At 73.3% G+C, this 13,050-nt stretch carries 14 protein-coding genes; 5 read left to right on the forward strand and 9 right to left on the reverse strand.

Going from position 1 to position 13,050, the window contains the following annotated elements; all coding sequences use genetic code 11:
• Positions 1 to 35 precede the first annotated feature (35 nt).
• Positions 36 to 830, forward strand: coding sequence for a DUF4232 domain-containing protein (locus tag ACIQ9P_RS21785; protein WP_402358401.1), 795 nt, complete (start codon positions 36 to 38; stop codon positions 828 to 830).
• A 12-nt stretch (positions 831 to 842) separates the two neighbouring features.
• Here the strand turns inward: ACIQ9P_RS21785 and ACIQ9P_RS21790 are convergent, their stop codons facing one another.
• On the reverse strand, positions 843 to 1,586 hold the full coding sequence (locus ACIQ9P_RS21790) for a hypothetical protein (RefSeq protein WP_402358404.1): 744 nt from the start codon (positions 1,584 to 1,586) through the stop codon (positions 843 to 845).
• A gap of 253 nt (positions 1,587 to 1,839) precedes the next feature.
• On the opposite strand from ACIQ9P_RS21790, the gene ACIQ9P_RS21795 reads away from it, so the two are divergent.
• Both ACIQ9P_RS21795 and ACIQ9P_RS21800 read left to right on the forward strand, forming a co-directional pair.
• On the forward strand, positions 1,840 to 2,667 hold the full coding sequence (locus ACIQ9P_RS21795) for a lipase family protein (protein ID WP_402358407.1): 828 nt from the start codon (positions 1,840 to 1,842) through the stop codon (positions 2,665 to 2,667).
• Between the two features lie 525 nt (positions 2,668 to 3,192).
• Positions 3,193 to 3,606, forward strand: coding sequence for a hypothetical protein (locus tag ACIQ9P_RS21800; protein WP_402358410.1), 414 nt, complete (start codon positions 3,193 to 3,195; stop codon positions 3,604 to 3,606).
• Positions 3,607 to 3,991: 385 nt separating this feature from the next.
• On the opposite strand, the gene ACIQ9P_RS21805 is transcribed toward ACIQ9P_RS21800, so the two are convergent.
• Positions 3,992 to 4,516, reverse strand: a complete 525-nt coding sequence (locus ACIQ9P_RS21805) for a DUF6584 family protein (RefSeq protein ID WP_402358413.1) — start codon at positions 4,514 to 4,516, stop codon at positions 3,992 to 3,994.
• 96 nt (positions 4,517 to 4,612) lie between these two features.
• The gene (locus ACIQ9P_RS21810) at positions 4,613 to 5,197 is read right to left on the reverse strand and encodes a helix-turn-helix domain-containing protein (RefSeq protein WP_402358416.1); all 585 of its coding nucleotides are present in this window, start codon (positions 5,195 to 5,197) and stop codon (positions 4,613 to 4,615) included.
• 160 nt (positions 5,198 to 5,357) lie between these two features.
• On the opposite strand from ACIQ9P_RS21810, the gene ACIQ9P_RS21815 reads away from it, so the two are divergent.
• Positions 5,358 to 5,996, forward strand: a complete 639-nt coding sequence (locus ACIQ9P_RS21815) for a class I SAM-dependent methyltransferase (protein ID WP_402358419.1) — start codon at positions 5,358 to 5,360, stop codon at positions 5,994 to 5,996.
• Positions 5,997 to 6,133: 137 nt separating this feature from the next.
• Here ACIQ9P_RS21815 and ACIQ9P_RS21820 read toward each other — a convergent pair whose 3' ends face one another.
• Together ACIQ9P_RS21820 and ACIQ9P_RS21825 are read right to left on the reverse strand one after the other, a co-directional pair.
• On the reverse strand, positions 6,134 to 7,018 hold the full coding sequence (locus ACIQ9P_RS21820) for a DMT family transporter (protein WP_402358422.1): 885 nt from the start codon (positions 7,016 to 7,018) through the stop codon (positions 6,134 to 6,136).
• 49 nt (positions 7,019 to 7,067) lie between these two features.
• Positions 7,068 to 7,865, reverse strand: a complete 798-nt coding sequence (locus tag ACIQ9P_RS21825) for an alpha/beta fold hydrolase (RefSeq protein WP_402358425.1) — start codon at positions 7,863 to 7,865, stop codon at positions 7,068 to 7,070.
• A gap of 360 nt (positions 7,866 to 8,225) precedes the next feature.
• Between ACIQ9P_RS21825 and ACIQ9P_RS21830 the strand changes: the two genes are divergently transcribed.
• Positions 8,226 to 9,281: a serine protein kinase RIO gene (locus ACIQ9P_RS21830; protein WP_402358428.1), complete on the forward strand. Its 1,056-nt coding sequence runs from the start codon at positions 8,226 to 8,228 to the stop codon at positions 9,279 to 9,281.
• A 72-nt stretch (positions 9,282 to 9,353) separates the two neighbouring features.
• On the opposite strand, the gene ACIQ9P_RS21835 is transcribed toward ACIQ9P_RS21830, so the two are convergent.
• The 4 genes from ACIQ9P_RS21835 to ACIQ9P_RS21850 are packed head-to-tail and all read right to left on the reverse strand — an operon-like array spanning position 9,354 to position 13,017.
• Positions 9,354 to 10,454: an LLM class flavin-dependent oxidoreductase gene (locus tag ACIQ9P_RS21835; RefSeq protein WP_402358431.1), complete on the reverse strand. Its 1,101-nt coding sequence runs from the start codon at positions 10,452 to 10,454 to the stop codon at positions 9,354 to 9,356.
• A gap of 6 nt (positions 10,455 to 10,460) precedes the next feature.
• Complete coding sequence (locus ACIQ9P_RS21840) at positions 10,461 to 10,997, reverse strand: flavin reductase family protein (RefSeq protein ID WP_402358434.1); 537 nt, start codon at positions 10,995 to 10,997, stop codon at positions 10,461 to 10,463.
• Positions 10,994 to 11,836 carry an alpha/beta hydrolase gene (locus ACIQ9P_RS21845; RefSeq protein ID WP_402358437.1) on the reverse strand — a complete coding sequence of 281 codons (843 nt, stop codon included), beginning with the start codon at positions 11,834 to 11,836 and terminating at the stop codon, positions 10,994 to 10,996. The genes ACIQ9P_RS21840 and ACIQ9P_RS21845 overlap by 4 nt, the downstream gene beginning before the upstream one ends.
• A complete protein-coding gene (locus ACIQ9P_RS21850) occupies positions 11,833 to 13,017 on the reverse strand; it encodes an LLM class flavin-dependent oxidoreductase (protein WP_402358440.1) in 1,185 nt (394 codons plus the stop codon). The genes ACIQ9P_RS21845 and ACIQ9P_RS21850 overlap by 4 nt, the downstream gene beginning before the upstream one ends.
• Between the last annotated feature and the right edge of the window lie 33 nt (positions 13,018 to 13,050).

The following is a 13,050-nucleotide window of genomic DNA, read 5'->3' on the forward strand; positions in this document are numbered from 1 at the left end:
TGGGCCGCAGTACTGTCCGGCGGAGTCCGAGGGCGGTGCCTGGAGACCTCGTTCACCCGTACTTCTACTGCCTCGGGGGCTTCGTCATGACGGTTCGCCGTACCCTGCTCGTTCCGGCGGCGCTCGTCGGCGCCGTCCTCGCCGTGACCGGCTGCGGGCCCGACGACACCGGCGGCCCGGCGCCGGCGAAGACCGCCGCCGCTGCCGCGTCGGCCCCCGGCGCCGCCGGGCCGACGAGTGCCCCGGCCGGTGCGCCGACCGTTCCGTCGGCGGCGGCCGTGCCGTCGAGTTCCGCCCCGTCGGCCACCGCCGCGTCGAGGACGACCGCGCCCGCCCCCGGCGGCGGCACCGACGACGCCTATGCCTACACCCACCCCTGCGAGGGGAAGGACCTCGCGATACGGGTGACGGCCCGCCCCGAGGTGCCGAGCCAGCGGGTGATCGAGGTGCGCAACCAGGGCCCGCGCTCCTGCGGCGTGAGCTACTTCCCGCTGGTCAGCCTGGGTGACTCGCACGCCGCCGACCGCGGCAAGGACATCAGGCCGCTGGTCCCGGGCGGGCTGGGCGGCCCGCCCGCGTACCCGGTCGGGGCCGGGAGGACTGCGTTCGCGGTGCTCGACCTCAGCCCCGCCGGCGGATCCGGCACCTCCGCGGCCGGGGTCGACGAGCTGAACGTCCTGGCCGGCGGCGAGCACATGCCCGCCGCGGAGACGCGGAACTTCCCGCTCGGCGCCGGTGCGAAGGTCCGGGCGCCCAGGCTGGGCCTGTACCGGGCCACCGCCGCCGAAGCGGTCGAGAGCGCCGCCACCGCGGACCAGCGGCAGGCGTAGTTGTCGTCGTGCTCAGCCGAGCCGGAGGGCCCTGACGCCCGAGAGCAGCGGGACGAGCTGGAAGTTGCCGTCCCCGGTGCCGCAGGAGGGCTGGGTGTCGGGAGTGTTGGAGACGTTGGTCCCGGCCCTGAACCGACCGTCCTTACTGGGGGCGAAGGTGGTGAAGTGGTCGCGGAAGCCCTCGTAGTAGTACATGCACTGGTGCAGGTTCAGGTACCGCCCGGCGGTCAGGTCCAGTGGCGTGGCGCTCGAAAGCAACGGGATCGGGTGGTCCGTGCCCCCGCCGCCGCAGGAGGGTGCGGAGTCACGGGTGTTGGAGACGTTGGTGCCGGCGACGAACTTGACGTCGGTGGTCCCGACCAGCGTGGTGAGGTGGTCCTGGTCGTAGTCGCTCCAGAAGACGCACTGGTGCAGGTTGAGGTAGCGACCGGTGGTCAGGTCGTAGCCCTGGGCGGCCGTGTAGACGCTGGGTTCGTAGGTCCCGTCGCCCGGGCCGCACACGGCCGCGGGGACCGGGGTGTCGGAGATGTCCGTGCCCGCGCTGAACCGGCCGTCCCGGCTGGGGACGAGGGTGGTCATCAGATCGAAGCTGGTCGGCAGGAACGGGCCGTGGTAGACGCACTGGTGCAGGTTCAGGTACCGGCCCGCCGGGGGCGGCTGGGTGGTCGCGGCGCCGGCGGCGGGAACGGGACCGACCAGGGCGGCGACGGACACGGCGGCGGCCGCGAGGGCGGCGGAGCGCGGGAGTGCACGCATGGGGGACTCTCCTCGGTGCGGCGCGGCGGCTCGGGGACGAGCGGCCGTCACGCACGAGGGTTCCCGCTGTCTCCGGAGGCCCCGGCTGCCGCGCGGGAACTTCACCTGAACGACCGGCCGCCGGCGTGTTCGACGGGCCGTCCCTTCTCGGGCGCACAATCCGGGCGGTTGCACCGGCGCGGCCGAGGAATGATCGTTCGTCCACGGGTCTATGGTGCTGGATGCCCCCGCCCGGCTTTCCCGGAGGACACCCATGGCCGTTCCCTCGCTGGACCACTCGACGACCCGCTACTCCCTGCAGCACGCCTACTGGATGGCGCGCGCGGCGGGCCTGGCGCCGCTGGAACGCGAGGCCATCGAGGAACAGGCACGGGCCTGGGGCTTCCAGGAGGTCAGGCACTTCGAGTCCGAGCACGCCATGCCGTTCCCGATCGAGGACACCCAGGCATACGTCATGGCCGATGACCGCATGATCGTCGTCGGGTTCCGCGGCACCGAGGTCCTCAAGATCTACGACTGGCTCACCGACGTCAGCACCCCACCGGTCCCCGGACCGGCGAACAAGGGCTTCGTCCACTACGGCTTCCACCAGGCGCTCCAGTCCGTCTACCCGGAGATCCGCGACTCCGTGCGCGAGCTGCGGACGAGGGACCAGAGCCTCTGGTTCACCGGACACAGCCTCGGCGGCGCGCTCGCGATGCTGGCCGGCAGCAGGTTCTACTTCGAGGAGCCGCAGCTCCTTCCGGACGGCATCTACACCTTCGGCCAGCCCCGCACCTGCGAGCGCCTGCTCGCGGACGCCCACAACAAGGCGTTCCGGCAGCGCTGCTACCGCTTCGTCAACAACAACGACATCGTCCCCCACCTGCCGCCCGCACCGCTCTTCACCCACGTCGAGACGCTGCGCTACTTCGACGCGGACGGCCGCCTCCACGAGTCCATGCCGCTGCTGGCGGGGCTGAAGGACCGGGCCAAGGGCCTGACCGCCGACATGCTGGCGCCCGGTACCGACGCGGTCAGGGACCACCACCTGCGCAACTATCTGACCGCGTTCGAGAAGAACCTCGCGGTCACCTCCTGAACGACGCATCGGCTCCTGGGGGCACACCTCTGCCTGTGTGCCCGGCGCCTACCCGGCCGCCGCCGGGTTCCGGTCGTCGGCCGGTCGGAGGTCGGACGTCACTACCGGCCCTTGTCCAGAAGCCCTCCCCGCTCCGTTCCGGTCCGCGCCCTCACCCGGGACGTCGACCGCACCGGCGCCGGCCGGGGATCAGGGCGGGAGCGGGCGGGTGTCGACCCACCGGAGAAGGTGGTCCCGTCGCGGGCCGGGGCGCGGGTGGCCGCCGAGCCGGTGCAGGTGGGCGGTGAGATTCAGCTGACCCCGCAGCTCGCGGATCTGTTCGACGGCCAGCGCGCGCCCGTCACGGGCAGAAGCGGCGGCGCCCGACGGACCGGGGACCAGTGCGCGGCCGGAGCCCCGAACGCCAGACGAACGTCAACCCGACGACATGGAGGTCCCGTCCCCGGGCGCCGAGGATGGGGACAACGGCAGGGCGGGACCAGGGACCGTCCGGTACCCGGCGCCAGGCCCGCAGGAGGAATCACCATGTTCATCGGCAAGAAGCTGACCGCGACCCTCGCGCTGCTCGGCGCCATGGCCGCGGGCGGAGTGGTGGCGGCCGCTCCGGCGGGGGCGGCTCCGAGTGCCGTTACCTCGCAGGCCGGCCTCACCTCGGTGGGGATCCGGCTGAGTACCGGTCACGGCGTCGGTGTCTACGGGTACTACAACGTCGGCAGCGCGAAGGTCGCCGCCGACCTCTCCCCGGCCTCGCACGACGGGATCGACGTCGACTGCTGGAGCGACTGGGGTCAGGACATCGGCTCCGGGAGCCTCTGGTACCACACCTACCGCGAGTACCACAACGACGCCGGCTGGCAGCAGAGCGTCTACGGGTGGACCTACGCGGCCTACGTGGACTACGGCGCCGCCAAGAGCCGGCTTCCCTTCTGCGGCTACTGATTCCCACCACCCCTGAGCAGGCCCCGGTCGCGCCTTGACCGTGAGCGGCACGGTCGGACCGTTCCACCTCAGGACCGGCCGCCTCCGGGGGAAGAGCGGGCGGTAGTGCCTCGGCGAGTCCTGCGCGACGTCCGGCCCCACCCGGCGGGACGCGGGACGACCCGGCCACCCGTACGGGGGTCCCAGCCCATGTGACCGGTGTGCTGGCAACGGGAGGGCCACGGCCGAGGCGCCCGCCCATGGTCCGCACCGCCGCGAGCACCCGCTCGCGGCGGTGCGGACCGTCGCCGTTCCGGTGGCCGTACGACGCCCCTGCCCGACGCCGGGTCGGCCTGGCATCGTCGGGGCTGCTGTCCGTGACAGCGGTGCCGACGGTGACGACGCGTCAGAGCCACCAGCGGACGAAGGTGACGATGCCGAGGGCCGCGAAGCCCAGGACCGCGAGCGCGGCGGCGGCGAGACCGACGCAGAACAGCGAATCGTCCGCATCCGCGCTCTCGGTGGGGCGGTCGCGATCCCTGGCGTGGTGGGCCACGCGGTCCCAGCGGATCGGGTGACCGGCCTGTGCGGTGGCCGCCTCACGGAGTTCGGCCAGCCGGGCGCGGGCGCTCTCGGTCGGCGCCGACTGCTCGGGGCCGCGCCAGGCGAGGGCCACCATCCGGTCGAGCGGATCAGGGTGACGGGCCTCGAAGGCCGCGGTCTCGGCCGGATCCCGGTCCGGGTCGAGGTAGGTCCAGCGGCCCGCCTCGGCCGGCTCGCCGTACAACCGGTAGATCTCGGCCAGTCGCTGTCTGACCGTGAGGTCGGCGGGGTACGAGGCCACCAGGCCGCGCAGACGTTGGCGGGCTACGGGTATCCGGCCCGCGTGGAGGTCTGCGTCAACGCGGGCGAGGGTGGTCTCAAGTGTCACCGGAGCATCGTCACTGACGAAGAACTCCTGGTCAAAGGGCTTTTCAGGTGTCCAGGCAGTGGGAGGGGCGCGGGTGGCGGCTGTCGGCGGGCGCCTTCATCGTGGTGTGGTCCGGGCGCGGAGGTGTGCGCGTTCTCCCTGGCGGCCGAGGAGGCTGAGGATTTCGACGGGGTGTTCGTCGGCGTTGCCGAACCAGTGGGGGGTGCGGGTGTCGAACTCGGCGGCTTCGCCGGGGCCCATGATCAGGTCGTTGTCACCCAGGACCAGGCGCAGCCGACCGTCGAGTACGTAGATCCATTCATAGCCCTCGTGGCTGGCCTGCTCGGGCTCCGGCGAGCGCGTCTTCGGTGAGATGACCAACTTGTAGGCTTGCGGGCTTCCCGCACGTCTGGTGAGCGGGAGCACGATCATGCCGTGGCGGGTGACGGGCTGAAGGTGTAGCCGCGGGTCGCCCGTCGGGGGTGCGCCGATGAGCTGGCCGATGTCCACGCGCAGTTCGCGTGCCAGGGGCAGGAGCAGTTCGAGGGTGGGGCGACGCTGGCCCGATTCCAGGCGCGAGAGCGTACTGAGGGAGATCCCGGTGGCTTCCGCCAGAGCTGTCAAGGAGAGGCCGCGCTGCGTCCGCAGTCCTTTGAGGCGCGGGCCGACCGCGGCCATCGTCGACTGTGTTTCTTCGTCCATCCCTCCACCTTGCCACCGCAGCAAGAATCTTTGCGCTTCACGGCGGGCTGTCCAATCGTGGTGTCAGGCGGTCCGACCGGGGCCGTCGTCCGGAGAGCGGGCCCCGACTCCACCCCCGCATGATCACCACAGATCCCGACCACACCCTGGAGAACTTCTGATGAGTGGCACCGACCCCCGCTACGAGGCCGAGTTCTGGGACCAGCGCTACAACGCCCCCGACCCGCTGTGGAGCGGGCGGCCCAACCCCGCACTGGTCGAAGAAGTCACCGCACTGACGCCGGGGACGGCACTGGAGGCGGGATGCGGTGAGGGCGCCGACGCCATCTGGCTGGCCGGGGCGGGCTGGCAGGTCACCGGCACCGACTTCTCCGCCCGTGCCCTCGCCCGCGCGGCCGACCACGCCCCGACCGCGCTGACCGGTCGCCTCGCCTGGCAACAGGCCGATATCCGCACCTGGACGCCCCAGGACGACGCGCCCCACTACGACCTCGTCACCGCCTCCTTCCTCCACTTCCCCTCACCCCTGCGCCGCGCCGCCCTCGCCGCCCTCGCCGCGCGGGTGGCCGACGGAGGACATCTGGTGATCATCGGCCACCACCCCAGCGACCTGGACACCGCGATGCCCCGCCCACCCGAGCCCGACATCTTCTACACCGCCGACGACCTCGTCGACGACCTGCCCGCCCCCGCCTGGAAGGCCGTCACCCGCACCGCCCGCCCCCGCACCGCCGCCGCACCCGACGGCCGGCACGTCACCATCCACGACACCGTCCTGACCGTCCGGCGCGGCCAGTAGCCGACCCCTCACCCACACGCGACGCCACGCAGGAACGAACACGCTCGCGAGAACTGTCCGCAGAATCGCTGCTCCACGTCGTAGTGGCGGTCGGCCGGGTCGGCCGGGTCGGCCGGGTCGACCGGGTCGGCGGTCGGTCAGGTGCGGCGGGTGACGGCGACGCCGGCGAGGCAGAGGGCACCGCCGGCGAGGGTGAGGAGGGCGGGGGTCTCGCCGAGGAGGAGCCAGGCCATGACGACGACCAGGGCCGGGACGGAGTAGGTAGTGGCGCCCATACGGGCGGCGGTGGTGCGGGAGAGGGCGTAGGCCCAGGTGGTGAAGGCCAGGGCGGTCGGGAACAGGCCGAGGTAGAGCACGTTGAGGCTCGCGGACACCGGGGCGGCGGAGAGGTCCGAGACCAGTTGCGGGGCGAAGGGCAGGCAGGCGACGGCGCCGATCAGGCAGCCGAAGGTCGTCACCTGGAGCGCGCTGGCGTGTCGCAGGGCGGGCTTCTGGGCCACCACACCCGCCGCGTAGGCGACGGCCGCGAGCAGGCACAGGCCGATGCCGGACACCGAACTGCCCTCGCCGCCCGACCTGGACAGGCCGACGACGACCACGCCGGTCAGGGAGACGGCCATCCCGGCGAGCAGCTTGGACGGGAGGCCCTCGCGCAGCAGCCAGCCGCCCAGCAGGGCGATCAGGACGGGTCCGATACCGATCAGCATCGCCGCTGTGCCCGCCTCGACCTCCTTCTCGCCCCAGTTCAGGGCGACCATGTAGAGGCCGAACCAGAGCACGCCCGAGACGGCGACACCCGGCCAGGCCGCTCGCGGGGGCAGGCCCTCCCGGCGGTGGGCCAGCAGGCCGAGCAGGGCGACCGTCCCCACCAGCAGGCGGCCGAGCGCCAGGGATCCGGGCCCGAAGTGTTCGTTCGCGCTCCGGATCGCCACGAAGGCGGATGCCCACAGCACCACCGTCGTCGAGGCCGCCGCCAGTGCCTTGCCGTCCCTCGGGGCCACGCCCGCCGCTGAGATGCTCATACGGAGAACCTAGGGCGTCCAGGTTTCGGCCCGCACCGAAATAACGCCCTCAGCCGTTGAGGACGACGTCGGCGACCAGGCGCGCCACCGCATCGGGTTGCTCCAGCATCACCATGTGCCCGCTGTCGGGGATCACCGTCAGGGTGACGGAGGGGCAGGCTTCGAGTGCGCCGCGCTCGGTCTCGGTGAGCCCCACTTCGTCCCGGTCGCCGCGCACCACCCGGGTCGGGGAGCCGGATTCGCACAGCCGTGGCACCAGGTTGCCGTGCCGGTCCAGGTAGGCGAAGTACTCGGCGATGGCGCGGCGGCAGAACGACGGTGAGTTCTTCTCCAGATCGGCGACGAGCTCGGCCCGCCGTCGTTCCGGGAAGGCCAGGACCCTCGGCGTCAGCCACAGCATCGCCGGCCAGACCAGGGAGCCGAGCCCCGGGACCCGCCCCAGCGCCGAGGCGATCGCGAGTGCCGTGGACTCGTCCGGTCGCGAGAACGTGGGGGAGAGCAGCACCAGTGGTCCGGAGAAGTGGCCGCCGGCCGCCATCTCCAGGGCGATGTTGGCACCGATGCTGTGGCCGACCACGGTCGTACAGCCGTGCGCGGCGGCGAAGGCGCCGGTGATGGCCGCGTAGTTCTCGATCGACACGTCCGCCGGCGCGATCGTTCCGGCGTGGCCCGGGACGGTCGCCGCGATCAGTCGGATCGGTGCGTCTGCGAGCGCGGGGGCGGACGTCAGATCGGCGAAGAACGTCGTGCCGCAGAGCCCGCCGGGCAGGAGCAACACCCGGTGCGGGGCGTCGGGCGGGCCCGACTCCCGGATGTTCCAGGCGTGGAATTGTGCGGTGCCGCCCATGGCTCGACCTCCCGGCTCGTCGGACGTCCCGCATTGTCGCGTGCCGGGTTCCGCCCGTCGGCGACCTTGGGCCGGTCGTGGCATGTCGACCGGAGCGGCGGAGGGTGGGTGAGGACGGGCGGAAATATTCGGTTGCGCCGATCTTGGAAGTCGCTAGGCTCTGACTTGTTCTCGCTGCGGGGCTTCCGTGGTGTGGGGACTGACGTGGAGAAGCAGAGGAGGTGCGTTTCGATGGTCGCCGCCGTGTCGCGGCGCGCCTTGGTGTGCGCGCCCTATGCCTCTTCCTCTCGTCCTTCGCCCACTGACTGACGGCGCCTCGCAACTGGCGCACCGGTGGGCTGTTTCCCAGGAGCCACCACAGTGCGCGAGCGCTTTTCCGAGACCGATTCCTTCTCCCGTATCCGCGCCAAGGGCGCACCCCGTCGCGGCCGCCGGTCCGAGCGGTTCGACGACACCGAGCCCGAGGTCGTGTTCGGGTTCGACGACCACGGGGCCTACGCCGTGGGCGGCAGTGACGACTACGCCGACTTCGACGGCGGCCACGAGAGCCACGGCGACGACGGTCACAACAGCTACGTCGACGACAACCACGACGACAACTACGACAGTGACGACGACAACCCCGACGGCCCGGCCGACGGCGACCGCTGGTCGACGTGGGACCAGTCCACCCCCACCGAGAAGGGGCCCGAGCCGCGCCCGTCCTGGGTGGTGACCGAACTCGCGGCCGTGGACACCGAACTCGGCCTGGTGAAGACCGGCAAGGAGGCGGACGTCTTCCTGCTGGAGCGCGCGGTGCCGGGCACGGACCGCCGCACGCTGATGGCGGCCAAGCGCTACCGCGACTCCCAGCACCGGATGTTCCACCGGGACTCCGGGTACCTGGAGGGGCGCCGGCACAAGGAGTCCCGGATCGCCCGGGCGATGGCCAAGCGGACCACGTTCGGCAAGGAGGCGATCGCCGGGCAGTGGGCCGGAGCCGAGTTCAACGCGCTGTGTCGCCTCTGGTCGGCCGGCGCGGCCGTTCCCTATCCGGTGCAGATCCTGGGCACGGAGATCCTGATGGAGTTCATCGGCGACGAGAGCGGCGCCGCCGCGCCCCGGCTCGCGCAGCTGCGCGCCGAGGAGGCGGACGTCGAGGACCTCTGGGAGCAGCTGGGCCGCAGCCTGTCGCTGCTGGCCGTCGGCGGCTACGCGCACGGTGACCTGTCGGCGTACAACATCCTGGTCCACGAGGGGCGGCTGGTGATCATCGATGTGCCGCAGATCGTGGACGTCGTGGCGAATCCGCGCGGCCGTTCGTTCCTGGAGCGGGACGTGCGCAACGTCGGCGCCTGGTTCGTCTCCCGGGGCCTGCCGGAGCGGCGGGTCGGCGAACTCGTCGAGTCCCTGGAGTTCGACGCGCGACTGGGGTGACGAGGGCCGGTCGGGCGGCGGGGTGCGATCCCGCCGCCCCGTCGCCCGACCGGATCCGCCCGGCGACTCCCGTCAGACCTCGCGTTTCCAGAGCCCCCGCTCGGCGAGGACCGGCAGCACGTTCTCCCCGACCCAGTACGCCTCCTCCAGGTGCGGGGCGCCGGAGAGGATGAACTCGTCCACACCCAGCCGGTGGTACTCCTCGATCCGGTCCGCCACCTCGCGGTGGTCGCCGACCAGGGCGGTGCCCGCGCCGCCGCGCACCAGACCGATCCCGGCCCAGAGATTGGGCGAGACCTCCAGCCGGTCGGTCGAGCCGCCGTGCAGCAGACGCATCCGCCGTTGGCCCTCGGACTCGCTGCGGGCCAGGGCCGCCTGGGTCTCGGCGATCCGCGCCGGGTCCATGCCGGCGAGCAGCCGGTCGGCCTCGGCCCACGCGGCCCGCGCGGTGTCGCGGGTGATGACGTGCAGCCGGATGCCGAACCGCGGCGCGCGGCCGTGCCGGGCGGCCAGTTCGCGGATGTGCCGGATCTTCTCGGCCACCATGGCCGGCGGCTCGCCCCAGGTGAGGTAGACGTCGGCGTGCCGGGCGGCGACCTCGGCGGCCTCCGGGGAGGAGCCGCCGAAGTACACCTCGGGCACCGGTTCCGGCAGTCGGGTCAGCCGGGCGCCCTCCACCCGCAGATGGGTGCCCCGGTGGTCGACCTGTTCGCCGCGCCAGAGACGGCCGGTGACGGACAGGAACTCCCCGGTGCGGGCGTAGCGGCCCGCCTTGTCGAGGAAGTCCCCGTACGCGCGCTGCTCGGCGGACTCGCCGCCGGTGACGACGTTGAGCAGGAGTCGGCCGCCCGACTGGTTCTGGTAGCTGGTGGCCATCTGGGCGGCCAGCGTCGGGCTGAGCTGACCGGGCCGGAAGGCCACCAGGTACTTCAGGCGCTCGGTCTCCCGGGTGAGCATCGCGGTGGTCAGCCAGGCGTCCTCGCACCAGGCACCGGTCGGTGTCAGCGCACCGGTGAAGCCGAGCTGTTCCGCGCTGCGGGCGATCTGGCCGAGGTAGGCGATGCTCGGCGGCCGGTCGGTGCCGACGGTGCCGGGCGTGGAGCCGTGGCCGCCGCCGACCACGTGCCGGCTGTCCCCGGTGGTGGGCAGGAACCAGTGGGCGGTCAGCGTCATGGCGGCTCAGCCCTCCCGGACCGGGGCGAAGGCGCCGTAGCCGCCGTCGTGGTGGACCAGCGGCGGGCCGTCGGTGGTGTCGACGGCCAGTACCTCGCCGACGACCAGCAGGTGGTCGCCGACCGGCTGGAGCAGGAACGGGCGGGCCGTGAGCCGGGCGGCGGCGCCGGCGAGGACGGGCGTGCCGTACGGGCCGGTGTGCCAGTCGGTACCGGCGAAGCGGTCGATCCCGCTGCGGGCGAAACGGTTCGCCAGCTCGCGCTGGTCGTCGCGCAGGATGTGCACGGTGAACGCCTCGGCCTCCCGGACCGCGGGCGCGGCCGAGGCGGTGGCCGACAGGTAGAAGGAGACCAGGGCGGGGTCCAGGCTGACCGAGGTGAACGAGGTCGCGGTGAACCCGGCGGGGCCGCCGGGCCCGGCCGCGGTGATCACCGTGACGCCGGCCGCGTGCCGGCGCAGGGCGCTGCGGAGCAGGTCGGCGCCGTGGGCTCCGGCGAGCGTGGACGGTTGGGTGAGGACGGGTCGTTCGTCGAGGGTGGTCATGCGGGGTCTCCTTCGGGGGCGGGCGGGCCGGGGGTGTGCCCGTCCGCGCCGGTGGTGACGATCTGGGCGGGCAGGTGCGGGCCGCCCCGCAGGCGTTCCAGCCACTGGACGACGGCGGCGGCGACGCTGCGGTGGGCGGCGTCGTTGAGCGCGTCGTGGCGGCCGTCGGCGACCAGCACGATTCCGGCGGAGAGCCGGTCGGCGAAGCCCCGTGCGGTGGCGGGAGGCGACACCGGGTCGGCGGACCCGTGCACGAGGAGGACCGGCACCCCGGCGGAGGCGGCTCCACCGGAGGCGATGTCGGAAGCCGCCTCCTCGGCGGCCCGGGCGAGGGAGACGGGGACGTCCTGGGCGAGGGCGCCCGGCCGGAACTCCGGGTCGGTGGCCAGCAGGCTCCGGTGCATCGGGCAGGACGTCCGGGCGCCGAGTTCGTCCGTCCAGGCGTCGGTGGTGTCCGGGGCGCCGGGCGCGGCACCCGCGGTGGGCAGGCCCACGAGCAGCAGTCCGTCGGGGGCGGCTGCCGGGGCGGCTGCCAGGGCGAGCAGGGCTCCGGTGTCCGAGCCGGCCAGGACCACGGGGGCGCCGGGCGGGGCGCTGGCTCGGGCCTCGGCGACCGGACCGGCCAGGTCCGGCGGGACGGATCCCGCGGCGGGCACCACCGGGACGACCACGCGGTAGCCGTCGAAGGCCAGCCGCCGCCCGAAGCGGGCGTACACGCCCGGGTGCTCGCCCCGGCCGGGCAGCAGCAGGACGGTGCCGCGCACGGCGATGCCGACGGCGGGCTCCCAGACGGCGGAGGTCGGATCGGCCAGTGGCACCGGGGCGGTGGTGGCGGTCATCGGGCGGCACCGGACACCGCGACGGCGGCCTGGCCCGCCTGCCGCACCCGCGCCTCCCCGGCCTCCTGGGCCGCCCGGGCCGCCCGCGCGTCGCGGCGGGCGACCTCCTGACGCACCAGCGGGATGAGCTCCTTGCCGTAGTCGAGGGCGTCCTCCAGCGGGTCGTAGCCGCGGATCAGCAGCGTGGTGGCGCCGAGGTCGACGTAGTCCAGCAGGGCCTGGGCGACCGTCTCCGGCGTGCCGACCAGGGCGGTCGAGTTCCCGGCGGCGCCGGTCGCCGCGGCGGGGGCCGTCCACAGCGCTCGGTCGTGCCGGTCGCCCTTGGCGGCGGCGGCCAGCAGGCGCTGGGAGCCGACGTTCTGCGGGGCCGCCCCGGGGCCGGTCGGCAGGATCCTGCGGCGCCCGCCGAAGGCGTCGCCGCCCTTCTTGATGGTGGCCAGGACGCGGTGGGCGCGGTCCCATGCCTCGTCCTCGGTGCGGCCGAGGATCGGGCGGAAGGAGACGCTGATGCCCTGCACGTCGGTGCGGCCGGCGGCGGTGGCGGCCGCGCGGACGGAGGCGATCTGCTGGGCGGTCTCGGCCAGCGGCTCGCCCCACAGCGCGAAGGTGTCGGCGTGCCGGCCGCCGACCCGGTAGGCGGCCTCGGAGGAGCCGCCGAAGAACAGCGGGATGCGCGGCCGCTGCGCCGGCAGCACCTCGGACTTGAAGTCGGCGAAGCGGTAGTACGGGCCCTCGTGGTCGAACGGCTCATCGGCGGTCCATGCCTTGGTGAGCACGGTCAGGTAGTCGTCGGTGCGGGCGTAGCGCTCGTCCTTGGTGAGGTAGTCGCCGTCGCGGCGCTGCTCGGCGTCGTGGCCGCCGGTGATGATGTGGACGGCGACCCGGCCGCCGGAGAACTGGTCCAGGGTCGCGAAGGTGCGGGCGGCGACGGTGGGCGCGATGAAGCCGGGGCGGTGCGCGATCAGCAGGCCCAGCCGCTCGGTGTTGGCGGCGGCGAACGCGGCGACCTGGTTGGGGTCGGGGCTGGCCGAGGAGTGGGCGATCAGGATCCGGTCGAAGCCGGCCTCCTCGTGGGCCCGGGCGAACCGCCGGGTGTAGTCGGGGTCGACCACCGGGCCGTGCGCGGGGCGGGTCTCGGAGACGTCGTGGGTGGAGATCATGCCGATGAACTCGACGGGCATGGCGGTCTGCCTTTCGTGGCAAGGAGATTTCTT

Origin of the sequence: Kitasatospora sp. NPDC094019 (assembly GCF_044764505.1) — a bacterium.
Lineage (GTDB): Bacteria > Actinomycetota > Actinomycetes > Streptomycetales > Streptomycetaceae > Kitasatospora.